Below are 14,051 nucleotides of genomic sequence, written 5' to 3'. Positions count from 1 at the left end.
CGGGCGCGTTTTGGCGCGCTCGCACTTCCCTTCCCCTCCGACCGTCATGACTTTGGCTGTTCCCGGGGAAACGACAACGCAGCTTGCCTCTCGGTGGGAAAACGAAGTGAGCTATCGTCTTGCGCCCGATGAACCCTGTGCGCTCATTATTGCCGTTGGTTGCGCGGATATTCCCGCGGGTATTTCAACGCCGCGCTCTCGGCTGAATCTTGCAAACATCACCGACCGAGCTTCGACGCTTGGTATTCCCTCGATGGTTGTTGGTCCGCCTCCTCTTGCGGGAGTCCAATCCAGCGCGGTGAAGGAAGTTTCCTTGTCGTGTCAGCAGGTGTGCGAGCGCAGGGATATTCCCTTTGTCGATACTTTCACTCCCCTTGTCGCACACGATCAGTGGTTTGAGGATATGGCTTCTTCTGCTGTTCGTTCTGCTCGCGGCGCTTCGATGCCTGGACAGTCGGGCTATGCGCTCATGGCTTGGCTTGTCCTGCACCAAGGGTGGTTTGAGTGGACGGGAGCGACCCCGGCGGACGTGTGAGCACAGGAGGAATGTGTGTACCCACGTCATTCACGTTTCTCCCCCAAGAGACTTTTGCCGTCGACTACTACCCGCGCAGTGGGATCATGAAGGCTATCCGTGAGGCGTAACGCGAACGCGCCCCGGCCTCGTCCATCCCACACACGTCAGTGAGACCATGAGCAACCAGTACCTCACCTCTCCCCCGCCCGGTCCCGTCAACCGCCCCCGGCCTCGTCGACGATCGAGTGCCTGCCGCGGGGGCTTTCAACGCGCGCAAACCTGCTCGCATTCGTCGTCGCCGTTGTCTTTAGCATCATCGCTTACGGTTTCACGTCAATCGGCAGGTACGTGCACTTCGGCTACTGGCGGCTCGTGTGGGTAGCCGCTTACTGCGTCATCGGCCTGATTGCCGCGATCGCGTGCGCCTCCCTCGCCCAGCCGACCCCTGGTCTGCGAGCCTCGACTAGTCGTATCGGCACCGGGCAACGCGGGGTTGCCTGCAACCGTCGTCCTCGATCAACGAAGCCGTGAAACGACGCGTGAAACGGGTCGTCTCACGCTTGGGTGAGGATCCCCGAGATGAAGCGCGCGCTGTGGTCGAGGGCGGCCTCGGCCTCGGGAATGATCGGAACGCCCAGGACATACACGTGGAAGCCATCCGGTTCCACGCGCAGGCGCACGTCCACGCCAGCGCGAGCGGCCTTGCGCGCGAACTCGATCACGTCGGGGCCAACGATGTCCGCGTCGCCCTGGAAAATACGCATCGGCGGCAGTCCCGACGGGTCACCGTACAGGGGGCTGACGCGCCAATCGGCCGGATCCAGGTCGCCAGCCCACGCGCGGCCCGCCCATGCCAGCCCGGGCACACGCAGAACCCGGTCGCGGCGCTGCACGTCCTCGATCGCCGGGTTCGTCATGGTGACATCCACCCACGGCGCGTACAGGACGAGGCCGTCCAGCTGACGCGCACCCACGTCGCGTCGCTGCATGGCGAGGGACAGCGCCAGGCCGCCACCCGCCGAGTCGCCGAAGATGATGACGCGGCCGAACTCAGCCTGGGCCTCGTCGATGATGGGCTGGACGAAGTCGAACGCTTCCGCCGCAGTGTGGTTGGGGGCGAGCGGATAATCGGGGATGATGACGGGCAGCCCAGTGCGGTCAATGAGGCCCTCGACGATACCCCACTGAACAGCGACCATCGGGGCCGCATACGCTCCACCATGCAGATAGATGAGTACACCGCCCGAGCGCATGCCCTGCTTCGGGAACACGCGGGTTATGCCTTTGTCGCACGTCGCCGTGAAACGTCCTCGCATGCGTGCAGGCATCGGGGCGGGATGTGGGGTGTGGAGCGCCATCTGCTCAGTCGCTGTCTCGCTCTGTAGCAACGGAGGCACAAGCCCCATACATAAGTGAACAACGCGCATCTGGAGGGACATGTAGCCTCTTTCGTTTCGACGAATCAGTGTGCACGCACCGGGACACCCCCTCGCGCCAGCACGTACTAGGGTACGCCGCGAGAGGGGTTCGTTTCTCACTGCGAGTGTTCATCGTGACTATCGGGAGGAAACACCAGTGGTGGTAGGTACCGGTGGCTGAAAGCCGTATCTGCTCGCCGCCGGAATCTGGCGAGAGCCCATCGGACGAACCTACTACGCGGATAGGTTACGAACATCCGGATACCTTAATAACCTATCCGGATGCGTGGTTCCTATCCAGAACGACGGCCGTGGATTGACACCACCCACAAACGGGTTACCCACGCCACCGCGAGCGTCCTCAGCACCGCCCCAGCACACACAATATATCCGCATGCGCGCGGCACAAGCATGATCGGCAGCCTATGAGCACACCGTTGTCCAGTGCTGTAGGAACGCAATTCCAGCGGCGCACACCCCAGACACGGCACACACCTGGTCCCGTACCCGCGCGCCCCTCGCGTCACGCGCGCCTCGCGCAACCGCACCTGGTTCCCGCCAGCAGTGCAAACAAAACGCGTAAACAACGCGCATACAAAACGCGCCCGGACCATCCGGTCCGGGCGCGCAACGTATTCGGCTCAGGCGTTAGGACGCTTGCCGTGGTTCGCGCCGTGCTTACGACGATCGCGACGCTTACGACCCCTCTTCGACATTGTCGTCTCCTCTAAAAACTGAGATATCCAACCTGCACAGTTTTTCACACCCGAGGCTAATCTCCAAACAGAGCGCGCCTACAGAGTCGAAATTCACGATTCAGTGGAGCTCCACGTTACCTCAACGTAGGTCTGAGCAATGATGCGCTCGCGCAAGGATTGAGGTGCTTGGTCGCAATAGCAACGCGCAAGGAGAGAACGAACAAAGCGCTCGGTGTACATCGAATCCTGGCAGTGCTTGCAGCGGGAAATATGGTCAAGCAGTTGCTCGCGAAACTCCGGGCTCTTCAAGCATTCAGCGGAAATATAGTCGCGGCATTCCTCGCGGTCGAGGAAGTCAATCACTTCAAAAAGGTGTTCGTGTAGCTCACGACATGCGCGCTTATCGTCAATCTGCATGGTTCTCCCCGATTCCATATTCAGCCGCGAGTGCTGACAGGCCTTCGCGTAGATTCTTGCGTCCTCGATGAAGCCTGGACATGACGGTCCCGATCGGGATATCCAGCATGTCTGCGATCTCTTTATACGCAAAACCCTCTACATCAGACAGAAGGACGACAACACGTTGGTCTTCCGAAAGCGACTCCAATGCAGTTCGCAGCTGGGAGGAAGGAATGTTATCCAATGCTTCTGCTTCCGCAGAAACAAGACCCTTCTCATCGTGAGAAGCAGCAGCGGCGAGCTGCCAGTCTTCAACCTCTTCACCGCCACTGCGTTTAGGAGAACGCTGCGCCTTGCGGTAGTGGGTGATGTAGGTGTTGGTCAAGATCCTGTAGAGCCAAGCTTTGATATTGGTTCCTTGCTGATACTGATGAAACTTCGTGTAGGCCTTCATAAAAGTTTCCTGCACGAGGTCTTCTGCATCAGCACGATTTCGAGTCATTCCCAAAGCGGCACCAAAGAGTTGATCGATGAGGGGAATCGCTTGTTCGGCAAACAAACGGTCCCGATCGTCCTGACTCAACTCCTGCGGTGCAGGCTCAAGAGTGTCATGTAATTCGCTCATTGATGTCAAGGCTAATCGTGAACGCCTCGGATGCGAAAGTGGACGCGCGAAAGCGGGACGGCCCCATGCTCTTCCTCGCCTTGTCACTTCCTCATCAAGTTTCATATCCACTTCAACGCCGCAAGCTGACGATTATTCCCTCCGTTTCGATTCAGCAGAGGTGTTTACACGAATTCTCTGCCGAGCGCAGGGTGCCAATCGACTTTTTTTGACACAATGGAGTCATGTCTCTTCTGCGTGGTATTGCCCGTCCTCTCCTTGCCGCTCCCCTCGCTCTCGATGCAATCGATGCCCTGATTCATCCGGATCGCCACGTCGCCAAACTCGACGCACTCCGCCCCGTTTTTTCGCGCATCGAAGAGCGAGGCAACATTGAGGATATTGATCCTTATCTCTCCCGCAGCGCGCGAATCAGCGCCGGCGTTACTCTCCTCGCAGCGGGAGCCTTCGCGTTGGGGAAAGCGCCTCGTACCTGTGCTGCGGTCTTAACGGCCATTGCGCTTCCCATGGCCGTCATCAATCATGAACAGCCTGCCTCGCTTCGTCTGAAGCTTGCCAATTGTGCGGGATTATTCTTCGCAAGCCTCGATCGGAACGGACGGCCCAGCTATTCTTGGCGTCGCAATCAGCTCATCGAGGCTGCCTCCACTCGCGGAGCACATTCCTCAGGCGCCGCCCAGTGAGCTCGTGGTGTGCTCCTCGACTTCGCTCCCCTATCCATGCGAAGGTTTCAATCCCCGGCTCCAAATCACAGACCGCACGTGCGCTCTACCTCGCTGCGATCGATCGCCAACCATGTGTGATTGAGGGCGTTCTTCGCTCTCGCGATACTGATCTTTTTGCCCAAGCGCTGCGAACTCTTGGCGCTCAGATCGAGATGCTGGGCGACTCTTGTGCACGGGTCACCCCGATTTCTTCAGATTCCCCTTCTTCTGAGCGAGTTATCGACTGCGGGCTTGCGGGAACCGTCATGCGTTTCCTCCCGCCCTTAGCTGCCCTTTCTTCCACTCCCACGCGCTTCGATGGAGACGAGCAGGCATATGTGCGCCCGCTTGCTCCTCTCTTAGATGTCCTCGAAGGCCTGGGAGCCTCACTGATTTACCACGGTGAAAAGGGACATCTTCCTTTCACGATTTCCGGCCCGCTCACGCCTCCATCATCGCCGATCATTGTTGATGCTTCCGCTTCCTCGCAGTTTTTCTCTGCGATGCTTCTTATTGCCCCTCTTATCGGTGGAGCGATTATTCGAAGCAATGCTCCTCTCATTTCTTTGCCCCACATCGAAATGACCCTGGAAATGATGCAAGAAGTTGGCCTTTCATGGATGCGATTGGGCGATCGCGAATGGAAGGTCGATGCGGGAGCGCCCACGGCCTCGGAAATCGCAATCGAAGCGGATCTTTCGAATGCGGGTCCCTTCCTATGCGCGGGAATACTCAGCGCGGGAAGCGTCACAATCCCTAACTGGCCGCTTGCATCAACCCAGCCCGGCGCACAGTGGCCGTCTCTTTTCGCCGAGATCGGTATTGAAACTTCTCTGGAAACAAACGAAATGGGAAGCAGCGAGCTGACAGTGCGCGGGGGCGGACCGGGGAGTTTCCCCGGAATTGAACGCGATATGTCGGCCATGGGTGAGATGGTTCCAACCCTTGCGGCTCTCCTTCTTTTTGCGTCAAGTCCCTCGACACTAACCGGCATCGCCCATCTGCGTGGACATGAAACCGACCGTCTGGACGCAATCGCTCAGTCAGTCAGCGCTCTGGGCGGTTCAATCGAACAGCTCCCAGACGGGCTGCGGATCACCCCCACTGCCCTTCACGGTGCCCATCTGCGGTCCTTCGCGGACCACAGGATGGCAACTTTCGCCGCGATTGTTGGCTTGGTTGTTGACGGGGTCAGCGTTGACGATATTTCCTGTACATCCAAGACCCTCCCCGGGTTTGAATCGATGTGGGCACGCATGTGCGCAGAGAGTGACGACAATGTCTAGACGCGATATTGGAACTGACGATCCCCGCGTAAAAGTTCGTCCTTCAAAGCGTTCGCGGCCGCGAACTAAGGTCCGACCCGATTGGGGCAATAAGCCAATCGGGCAGGTAATTGGCATTGACCGCGGTCGTTACCTTGTTCGCTATGAGGGCCTAGACCTTCGCGCAGTCTTAGCCCGCGAGCTCAAGAAGGGCAGCGTCGTCGTAGGAGACCGGGTTCGCCTCACTGGAGATTTGAGCGGCCGCGTCGATACCCTTGCGCGAATCGTCGCCACGGATGAGCGCAGCAGCGTTCTCCGCCGTTCTCTCGAGGACGCACCGGATCAAAAGGGCGAGAAAATTATCGTCGCCAACGCTCAGATCATGGTGATTGTGACGGCTTTGGCTGATCCGCCCCCTCGAATGGGGATGATCGACCGTTGCCTTGTTGCCGCTCACGAAGCTGGAATGCGTGCCGTCTTGTGCCTGACCAAGGCCGATCTTGCTCCTGCTACCGAGTTTTTGGAAGCCTACGCTGACTTTGATGTCACGACGGTCGTCACCTCAGTTGAGGCAGGCTGCCAAGGCCTCGATGAGCTCAAAGAAATCCTCGCCGGTCATTTCTCCGTTTTGGTCGGCCATTCCGGCGTCGGGAAATCAACACTGATCAATGCTTTGATCCCCCAAGCCGAACGCGTAGTGGGTGTTGTAAATCAAGTGACTGGACGAGGTCGGCACACCTCGACGTCTTCGCGCGCCTTTGAGCTTCCTGGTGGAGGGTGGATCGTCGACACCCCGGGTGTGCGGTCCTTTGGTTTGGGACATGTTGACATCGATGATGTACTGGGAGTTTTCCCCGACGTCGCCGAGGCCTCGCACTGGTGTTTGCCGCTGTGTACGCACCTTAAAGACGCAACTTCCTGCGCCCTCGATGCTTGGGCGCAGGGTAAGGATCCTTTCGTTATTTCTTCCACTGACGAGGCCGCGGATCAGGAGCGCAGTCGGCGTTCCTCCCGGGTGGCTTCGGTTCGCCGGCTCCTGGATGCGGTCGCTGGCGCAATGAAGGTGTCGAAAGCTGCCCGTTAGAGTTCAAACTGCACGCAGTTGCAGGTGGAGCAGGTCATACTAAGCACATGCGTATTCTTCACACCTCAGACTGGCATTTTGGCCGTAATCTCCACGGCCAAGATTTGGGTGATTCTCGCGCCGCATTTTGTCACTGGCTTCTTGACGCTGTCAGGGAACATGAAATCGACTTAGTCCTTGTCTGCGGCGATGTGTACGATCGTGCGATCCCTGCGGTTTCTCAACTCAATGAAGTGATGGACCTTCTCCGCGATCTTTCTTCAGTCACACAGGTCCTGTTGACTCCCGGAAATCATGATTCAGCAGGTCGTCTCGGTGTCTATTCGCAGTTTTTACGTGGCAAGGTTCAAGTCTGCGCAAGTGTGGAAGAGGTTGGTAAGGCTCGCGAATACGCAGGTAAAAACGATGATCCGGGTGTACTGGTCTACCCCATCCCCTACCTTGAGCCGGACTTAGTTCGGACAGAGCTATCCGATGATAATGAAGCCCTCGAACGCACCCATCAGGCAGTGATGGATGCTGCGCTTCGTCGCATTGGAAATGATCTATTGGCTCGGCGAACTTGCGGCGATATGCGTCCGGCAATCGTGATGGCTCACGCTTTCATCGTGGGAGCAGCTCCCTCCGATTCCGAACGCAATATTGAAGTAGGCGGAGTCGCTTCCGTCTCGGCCCAGACTTTCGAAACTTTCGGCGGAGCAAAAGTAGTGCCTGAACCAGGTCTGAGCTACGTTGCCCTCGGGCACCTGCATCGTCCCCAAGAAGTTTTGGCTGCTCACGTCCCTATGCGTTATTCCGGTTCTCCTATCGCTTACTCTTTCTCGGAAGCGCCCGGAGATAAGAGCGCGGTCGTGATTGATACGCTCGGCGCGGAGGGGAACAAGGCCGTGGAGGTTTCCCTCATCGATATTCCCACCGCGCACCCTCTTGTTGTTTTGCGAGGCTCGATGGAGTCTTTGCTCGAAGGCGCAAAGAAAACTCCGCCGCAGGCATATGTCTCCCTGACGGTAACGGATGATTCACGGCCTCAGGAAATGGTCGCCCGTCTTCGTGCTGTTTATCCTCATGCACTCTCTATTCTTCATTCCCCCGCGCATGTTTCTCCTCTACGGGCACCACGTATCCAACTCGAAACAGTGGATATGAACGCAACCCTTGCCGAATTCTTCCAGCAAGCAGGAGGAGAGGCTCTGACGCAGCGCGAACGGACAATTGTTGGTGACGTACTCGATGCGGTGAAAGGCCAAAGGCAATGAAACTTTTAACCTTGGAATTGTCTGGTATCGGTCCTTTTGCACAGCGCCAATACATCGATTTTGAGCGTTTCACTGATTCGGGTCTTTTCCTTCTTCGAGGATCAACCGGCTCGGGTAAGACGACCTTGATCGATGCGATTGTTTTCGCCCTATATGGGGATGTGGCAAGTGGCAGCGAGGGGGCAAAAAACCGTTTGCGTTCTTCATATTGCGGCCCCAATGATCCGTCTTTCGTCACCCTTGTCTTTGAAGTGTCCTCGGGTATCTACCGAGTTCGCAGAACACCAAAGTATGTAAAAGAAGGACGGAGCACCCCGGTCAATCCGACTCTGATTCTTGAGCGCGTCGTACGCAATTCGGATGACCCATCAGGTTTTTCAACGGTTGAGCCCTTGAGTCGCTCGATCATAGATGCTCAATCGATGATGACCACCTTCATCGGACTCACGAAAGACCAATTCCTCCAAACCGTCGTTCTACCTCAGGGGCAATTTGCTCGTTTTTTGACGGCGAAATCCATCGAACGCGAAGAGATCCTTCGTGACATATTCGGAACTCAGTTTTTCCAGAGCCTCCAAGATGCCTTCCGTGAGCAGGCGAAAGAAGCGCATGATTCAATCGTTCAGGCCAGGCAACAGGCACGTTCCTCATTGGATTCTTTGCTCGATGATGTCTCCCATTCTCATCTTGGCCAAGAGTGGGCATGTACGCTTCACACTCTTGCGGATTCTCTTGACACCTTCGCGCCGGGCTCATCTCTCAATACGGAGTTTTCTGATTTCAGCCTTCGCTTAGATGCTCAGCTTGAAGAGGATGCGCAACAGGCAGACACTGCCCGTCTCTTACAAAAAGAGAGGTCTCGCCAGCTGAGTGCGGAACTGACGAAGGCAAACGACCTCAATGAGCGTCTCACTGAACGCGCACAGCTTCTTGACCACCATGATCAGTTGCTTGAGCGCGCTCAGGACATTGATGCTGTGCGCAGTAGCGTCGCAGAGCTTCATCTTCTCCAGCCACTCGAACTCCCGCTACGTCAACATGATTCAGCTCGTGATGCACGTGAGCGGGCCTTCTACGCGCTCTCTGAGTGCTTTGCGCCCCTGCAGGTCACCCCTGAGAATCTTCAGCTTGATGAGCTCCATACTCTTCTTGATGAACGTGAGCGTAATCTCCAGGAGCAACGCGAGTCCTTGGCACACGCGTTGCAGGCGCAGGCTCAACTGACACGCCTCCGCACTGAGCAGAAAGAGTGCATGACTCAGTACGAACAATGCGCAAAGACTGTGGAGGACGCTGATTTCGAGATCCAATCGGTGCAGATGCAAGGTGCGCAGCTCCGCGACAAACTAGAGGCTGCACGCACGGCGGCTTCCGTACTTCACGATGTTGAAGCCAGCTGTCATCAGCTTTCCACGCGCCTTGAGGCTGCGGAGCGGGTAGATCATCTCCGCAAGCAGCTCGTTCATCTTGAAAGCGATATTGAGGAAGCGACACGCCTTGCTCGCCAGCGCGGAGAGCGATCACATGCTGCGCGAGAACTATGGCTTCGCGAAACCGCCGCTTCGCTTGCGTCTACCCTGCGGGAAGAAAACGCGTGTCCTGTCTGCGGCTCTACGACTCATCCCCAGCCCGCTCGTTTCGAGGGGGAAGAGAGCATGAGTCGCGAGCAACTAGAGGCTCTTGAGAAGGCCACAACGGCTGCCGATAAGCGTCTCCACGAACTTACTACTGAACATTCGACCTGCTCGGCTCAGATTGCAGCGCTGGATGAACAAGCTCAAGGTGATAGTGCTTCTGTGAAAGCCCAGCTCAACGAGCTCACGACACGGATCACGGCTCTACGTTCACTTGCGGATTCCGAGCAGTCCATTCACGAGTCCCTTGCCGAATGCCAGGAAAACGAAAAGAACTTGATTGCCACCAAGGCCTCGCAAACGCAGAGACTCTCTCATCTGCGCAAAGAAAACAAGGATCTACTCTTACGCATCGACGAAGAAACACAAGAGTTTACTCAGCTTACGCGGGGTCATACATCGCTCGAAGAGTGGACTTCTTCCCTCGAGGACAGCACTCAGGCACATCAGCGCTCTCGTGAAGTGCTTCAGCACTATCAGCATGCAGAGCAGCGCTTGAGAGAAGCTCAGGGCTTCCTCATGGGAGCCCTCGAAGATGCAGGGCTGAGTCCGGATTCCAGCGGTATCGAGCTCTTAAGAAGCAAACTCCCCCTTCTATCCGATCTCAGCGCCAAGGTCGCAATCCTTCAGGAGTACGATCAGGATCTCTTTGCGACCCGACAAGCCCTTGAATCCGATCGATTGCAGGGGCTTGAAGGACAATCTCCGCTTGATTGTCACGCTATTGCCTCCTCACTCGAGGAAGCAGACAATGCGCTCCTTACTGCAACAGATCACGTCGCCTCGATTCAGGCACATCGTCAGGGAATCAAACGTTCACTGAGAAATGTGGAGAACGCTTTTTCAGCTTTGACTTCCGCTCTTGAAAGCGGATACCCCAAGCAACGCCTCGCAGAACTAGCAAGCGGGACAGGCCCCAGCCTTCACCAGGTCCCCTTGAGTTCGTGGATTCTCATGTCTCGTTTTGAAGAGCTCATCGCCGCAGCGAATCCACGCCTGGCTGAAATATCGCATGGGCGATACGAACTCCGTCGAAGCGATACAGACGCGACCCGTTCACGCAAGAACGGCCTTGGGCTGTCTATCCTCGATCATGAGTCTGAAGAAGAACGAAACCCGTCCACGCTCTCGGGTGGAGAAACTTTCTATGTCTCTCTTGCCCTTGCATTGGGACTTGCAGACGTCGTCATGGCTGAAAGCGGCGGGATTACTCTCTCAAGTATGTTCATCGACGAAGGATTCGGCTCCCTGGACTTGGATACCCTCGACATCGTCATGTCCCAGCTTCTTGCGCTTCGCGAGAGTGATCGTTGTATCGGTGTGATCAGTCATGTCGACGAAATGGCCAGACAGATTCCTGATCAGATTGAGGTGAGGTGGCGCGAAGGCGAAGGATCAACGCTCTCTATCCGACCTTCCTAGCCGCGCGTTGCTCAGAGTTGACGCCGTAATGCCAGTGCTCGCTTACGCCTTTGCGTTCATTGACTCCAACACGCGCACCAGCAGTTCGCGTTCTTCGGGCGCGTACCACTCCAGGCTCTCTTCCCACAGCTGCGCGACGGCCTCGTCAGCGTCTTCTTGTGTCTGAGCTTGAAGAACCTTCCGCACAGCAGGAGCAGAATCTGGAGGATCGATGAAGTACGCGGCGATCGAATCGCTATCGGGTGCACACGGGGAGGTCTGAGCGACATCCCCATCGTATTCTTCCCAAGAAAGTCCCTCGATGTCAGCAGCGATAATGCATCTACTGGGAATACCCGAGTCTTCATCTCGAAGAAAGGCAAGTGAGTCTAGCGCGGCGAGTGTACGCGCATCGTCTTCAGCGACTTCTAAATCTTCACCGTGCAAACCTGCGTCGGGACGGACGCAATAGCCATTGCGGGGAGGAAAGTTTCCCTGGTCCAATTCGCTCGCCAAAAAGGGGTAATAGATGCGCATGGGTCAAGTGTATGCACAATTTTGCGCCCTGTCCCTTATCCCGCTCCCTATGCACTCCGCACACAGTCAGCCACCAACTAGCACGGAGTAAAACAAACTGAATCAAAGCAAATTGACTTGAATGACATAAGGAGATTTAAATACACCTACATCAACCGTAAAGCACGGCACCTAATCGCCTACGATCTGCACAAATAGGTCAAAACTAAGTGCTTCTAGCCCTGCAATTTCCCCATAAAAAATGGCAAAATAGAACCCATGAATCAACGATTCCTCACTCTCGCCGAGGTCGCCGAGACACTCAACATCACGCTTTCCGCGGCGCGCTCGCTGGTCAATTCCGGCGAACTCCCCGCAATCCAATTGGGAGGAAAGCGTATGTGGCGTGTTGAAGAATCCGTCCTCGAAGAGTTTATCCAAGAACAATATGCAGAATCTCGTGCGCGCTTAAGCCACAGTGCCTAGACGCTCCTTCTCAATTCCAATAAGCGGGCAGAAACAACAGTTTCTGCCCGCCTTTTTGTGCACTTTTCCGGGTTAATGCCCGAAATGTGTGTATGGGATGGGCGTGTCGTGGTTTGTGGGTTAATGCCCGGAAACTGTGCATGACGGACGGTTCTACGGTTTTAGCTCGCCCTCGACGGTTTTAGCTCACTCATTCCTGGTTTAGCTCACTCACCTACCGTCTTAAAACGGCAATAGACCCGGAATGAGTGAGCTAAACCAGGATTGTGAGGCAGAGGGAAGGAGGACGGGGCGGTGTTTACCCGGCAATGTTTATCCAGGGGTGTTTACCCGGCAATCAAGAGCGCGCCCTGGTCGATACGCACACCAACTTTGCGCGAGCGACCGATAGCATCGCCATCGACTAAACCGTCATGCAAGGAAGTTTCGGGCATTAACCCACATTTCCTCAAGCAACGAGCGATTGTAGAGCACGCAAGCAACTGAGTTGTGACAATCCACAGCGCTATTTCTGAAAGTTTTCCCAACACTTACTGCACGTTTTCTCAATTTTAATCGATACTTATGCAGAAATAGTGATTCTTCTACCGACTCAAGACGTTCACTCACGCTACTGGAGAACCGCAAGCAGTCCACAAAAACAGACATGTTTTCCATACTTCACACATTGATTCACCACTTCGATCTGCCCCGATGAGGATCAAAAAAAGTCGATTGACACATCGCCTTCATGCGAGAAGACTCCAAATTAACGCCTCAATGACGAAGCGTCCCCCCATCCCCACACAGTATTCGAGGAGCATTTCCATGACACGAAGTTCGCGAGTATTCGTCCCCCCAGCCGATCATATTTTCCGTATTAGTTGGGATCTCAACCGAGATACAACGCAAAGCGTCCAGCAGAATATGAAAACCTACATGAGCGCAGAGAGCCCTTTGCTCCCAAGGAAGCCGGAGATCACAAATCTATGCCAGTGGTCGATCGGGTTGGCACGCGGAATTATGGAAGTTCTTTTACACATTCGCCCGTATCAGCAGCTCCAACGATGGCTGATACCGCCGCTGTACAAACGCCTTGTGACGATCGTTGAGAGGGATCGACGCGCTTTTCGACGCGAAGCATGCCATCCCGTGCAGTGGCATATCAGCCAGACCTCGCAAACAGTTGTCGAATCTTGTGTGATCGTTGCGCAAGGAGAAGGGCGCCACGTTGTGTCCATGCGACTCCAGACTTTCAAGAATCGCTGGATCGTCACCGCCTTGGATGTTCTCTAGAAAAACTGCCGATTAAACAGTGGCGGCGTGCACCACATGGTGCACGCCGCCACCAAAAGGCCGGTCACAGCGGTCAGATCAGCGCTTCTTGCGCTTCTTCGCTGCGCGACGCTGAGCGCGATTAGCTCCCGCAGAGGAAGTTGTTCCTTCCTCTTCTTCAGCCGAAGAGTAGCTCAGGCGAGTCGAGTTCTTTTCTTGGCCGACGTCTCCCATAACAGAAGCGGAACGTTCAATAGCACGCTCTTCAGTTTCGGCAGCCTTACGACGGGCTTCTTCACTGAGCTCAGCTTCAGCATTGTTGTCTTCCTGAACGCCTTCCTCTGTGGCAGCACGCTCACGAGCCTGTTCATAGGCAAGCTGGAACTGATGCGCATAGGAGAAGACCTGCTGGACGGACTCTTCACGAATGTGGTCCATCATCGCATTGAACATCTGCGCGCCCTCGTCCTTGTATTCAACAAGAGGATCACGCTGACCCATTGCACGAAGACCGATACCTTCCTTGAGGTAATCCATCTCGTAGAGGTGCTCGCGCCACAAACGATCAACCGTTGCGATCACCACGCGACGCTCAAGCGTACGCATGGGTTCATCGCCCAATTGTTGAATCGCCAGCGGATTCTGATTGAGCTGATCTTCGGCTTCTTCGTACTGCGTGTGAATATCGCCCAGAACCTCGCGCATAAGGTCCTCGCGCGTCAGCGAGCCAACGCCGCCGTATTGCTCTGCAACCTCTTCGGCGGTGACCGACGGCGGGTAGTATCCGCGCAGGG

13 protein-coding genes and 1 pseudogene are annotated in these 14,051 nt (G+C 55.9%); 8 read left to right on the top strand and 6 right to left on the bottom strand.

Going from position 1 to position 14,051, the window contains the following annotated elements; translation table 11 throughout:
* Window positions 1-535 (top strand): GDSL-type esterase/lipase family protein (locus tag BQ8011_RS05350; protein WP_077209672.1); only part of this gene is annotated, 535 nt, incomplete at its 5' end.
* Window positions 536-1,071: 536 nt separating this feature from the next.
* On the opposite strand, the gene BQ8011_RS05345 is transcribed toward BQ8011_RS05350, so the two are convergent.
* The 4 genes from BQ8011_RS05345 to BQ8011_RS05335 form a co-directional block, all read right to left on the bottom strand.
* The gene (locus BQ8011_RS05345) at window positions 1,072-1,956 is read right to left on the bottom strand and encodes an alpha/beta hydrolase (RefSeq protein ID WP_072455461.1); all 885 of its coding nucleotides are present in this window, start codon (window positions 1,954-1,956) and stop codon (window positions 1,072-1,074) included.
* Window positions 1,957-2,576: 620 nt separating this feature from the next.
* On the bottom strand, window positions 2,577-2,651 hold the full coding sequence (locus tag BQ8011_RS09300; RefSeq protein WP_106406425.1) for a 50S ribosomal protein bL37: 75 nt from the start codon (window positions 2,649-2,651) through the stop codon (window positions 2,577-2,579).
* A 93-nt stretch (window positions 2,652-2,744) separates the two neighbouring features.
* Complete coding sequence (locus tag BQ8011_RS05340) at window positions 2,745-3,050, bottom strand: hypothetical protein (RefSeq protein ID WP_034502859.1); 306 nt, start codon at window positions 3,048-3,050, stop codon at window positions 2,745-2,747.
* On the bottom strand, window positions 3,040-3,657 hold the full coding sequence (locus BQ8011_RS05335; RefSeq protein WP_106406403.1) for a sigma-70 family RNA polymerase sigma factor: 618 nt from the start codon (window positions 3,655-3,657) through the stop codon (window positions 3,040-3,042). The genes BQ8011_RS05340 and BQ8011_RS05335 overlap by 11 nt, the downstream gene beginning before the upstream one ends.
* Window positions 3,658-3,881: 224 nt before the next feature.
* Between BQ8011_RS05335 and BQ8011_RS05330 the strand changes: the two genes are divergently transcribed.
* From BQ8011_RS05330 to BQ8011_RS05310, 5 genes are read left to right on the top strand one after another with little or no spacing between them, the layout of a single operon-like run.
* Window positions 3,882-4,340 carry a hypothetical protein gene (locus tag BQ8011_RS05330; protein ID WP_072455459.1) on the top strand — a complete coding sequence of 153 codons (459 nt, stop codon included), beginning with the start codon at window positions 3,882-3,884 and terminating at the stop codon, window positions 4,338-4,340.
* The gene (gene aroA / locus BQ8011_RS05325; protein ID WP_034502856.1) at window positions 4,337-5,647 is read left to right on the top strand and encodes a 3-phosphoshikimate 1-carboxyvinyltransferase; all 1,311 of its coding nucleotides are present in this window, start codon (window positions 4,337-4,339) and stop codon (window positions 5,645-5,647) included. The genes BQ8011_RS05330 and aroA overlap by 4 nt, the downstream gene beginning before the upstream one ends.
* Window positions 5,640-6,710 (top strand): ribosome small subunit-dependent GTPase A, encoded by a 1,071-nt coding sequence (gene rsgA / locus BQ8011_RS05320; protein ID WP_072455457.1) that lies wholly within the window; start codon window positions 5,640-5,642, stop codon window positions 6,708-6,710. The genes aroA and rsgA overlap by 8 nt, the downstream gene beginning before the upstream one ends.
* A 47-nt stretch (window positions 6,711-6,757) precedes the next feature.
* Window positions 6,758-7,966, top strand: coding sequence for an exonuclease SbcCD subunit D (locus BQ8011_RS05315; RefSeq protein ID WP_072455455.1), 1,209 nt, complete (start codon window positions 6,758-6,760; stop codon window positions 7,964-7,966).
* Entirely contained in the window at window positions 7,963-11,022 is a 3,060-nt protein-coding gene (locus tag BQ8011_RS05310; RefSeq protein ID WP_072455453.1) for an AAA family ATPase, read from the top strand. The genes BQ8011_RS05315 and BQ8011_RS05310 overlap by 4 nt, the downstream gene beginning before the upstream one ends.
* Before the next feature lie 42 nt (window positions 11,023-11,064).
* Here the strand turns inward: BQ8011_RS05310 and BQ8011_RS05305 are convergent, their stop codons facing one another.
* Window positions 11,065-11,538: a DUF6912 family protein gene (locus BQ8011_RS05305; RefSeq protein ID WP_072455451.1), complete on the bottom strand. Its 474-nt coding sequence runs from the start codon at window positions 11,536-11,538 to the stop codon at window positions 11,065-11,067.
* 258 nt (window positions 11,539-11,796) lie between these two features.
* On the opposite strand from BQ8011_RS05305, the gene BQ8011_RS05300 reads away from it, so the two are divergent.
* Together BQ8011_RS05300 and BQ8011_RS05295 are read left to right on the top strand one after the other, a co-directional pair.
* Window positions 11,797-12,003: a helix-turn-helix domain-containing protein gene (locus tag BQ8011_RS05300; protein ID WP_034502850.1), complete on the top strand. Its 207-nt coding sequence runs from the start codon at window positions 11,797-11,799 to the stop codon at window positions 12,001-12,003.
* Window positions 12,004-12,921: 918 nt separating this feature from the next.
* Window positions 12,922-13,278: an Rv3235 family protein gene (locus tag BQ8011_RS05295; RefSeq protein ID WP_231945276.1), complete on the top strand. Its 357-nt coding sequence runs from the start codon at window positions 12,922-12,924 to the stop codon at window positions 13,276-13,278.
* Window positions 13,279-13,356: 78 nt separating this feature from the next.
* On the opposite strand, the pseudogene BQ8011_RS05290 reads toward BQ8011_RS05295, so the two are convergent.
* A pseudogene (locus BQ8011_RS05290) lies at window positions 13,357-14,051 on the bottom strand (preprotein translocase subunit SecA); the annotation flags it as partial.

Origin of the sequence: Actinomyces marseillensis (assembly GCF_900155605.1) — a bacterium.
Lineage (GTDB): Bacteria > Actinomycetota > Actinomycetes > Actinomycetales > Actinomycetaceae > Pauljensenia > Pauljensenia marseillensis.
This window is presented reverse-complemented; position numbering and strand designations above follow the sequence as displayed.

What these genes read in the sequence shown, in the direction of transcription:
- BQ8011_RS05305 (WP_072455451.1), bottom strand. Translation starts at nt 11,538, where the DNA reads ATGCGCATCTATTACCCCTTTTTGGCGAGCGAATTGGACCAGGGAAAC.
- BQ8011_RS05315 (WP_072455455.1), top strand. Translation starts at nt 6,758, where the DNA reads ATGCGTATTCTTCACACCTCAGACTGGCATTTTGGCCGTAATCTCCAC.
- BQ8011_RS05335 (WP_106406403.1), bottom strand. Translation starts at nt 3,657, where the DNA reads ATGAGCGAATTACATGACACTCTTGAGCCTGCACCGCAGGAGTTGAGT.
- BQ8011_RS05295 (WP_231945276.1), top strand. Translation starts at nt 12,922, where the DNA reads ATGAGCGCAGAGAGCCCTTTGCTCCCAAGGAAGCCGGAGATCACAAAT.
- BQ8011_RS05300 (WP_034502850.1), top strand. Translation starts at nt 11,797, where the DNA reads ATGAATCAACGATTCCTCACTCTCGCCGAGGTCGCCGAGACACTCAAC.
- BQ8011_RS05340 (WP_034502859.1), bottom strand. Translation starts at nt 3,050, where the DNA reads ATGCAGATTGACGATAAGCGCGCATGTCGTGAGCTACACGAACACCTT.
- BQ8011_RS05345 (WP_072455461.1), bottom strand. Translation starts at nt 1,956, where the DNA reads ATGTCCCTCCAGATGCGCGTTGTTCACTTATGTATGGGGCTTGTGCCT.
- BQ8011_RS05310 (WP_072455453.1), top strand. Translation starts at nt 7,963, where the DNA reads ATGAAACTTTTAACCTTGGAATTGTCTGGTATCGGTCCTTTTGCACAG.
- rsgA (WP_072455457.1), top strand. Translation starts at nt 5,640, where the DNA reads ATGTCTAGACGCGATATTGGAACTGACGATCCCCGCGTAAAAGTTCGT.
- BQ8011_RS05330 (WP_072455459.1), top strand. Translation starts at nt 3,882, where the DNA reads ATGTCTCTTCTGCGTGGTATTGCCCGTCCTCTCCTTGCCGCTCCCCTC.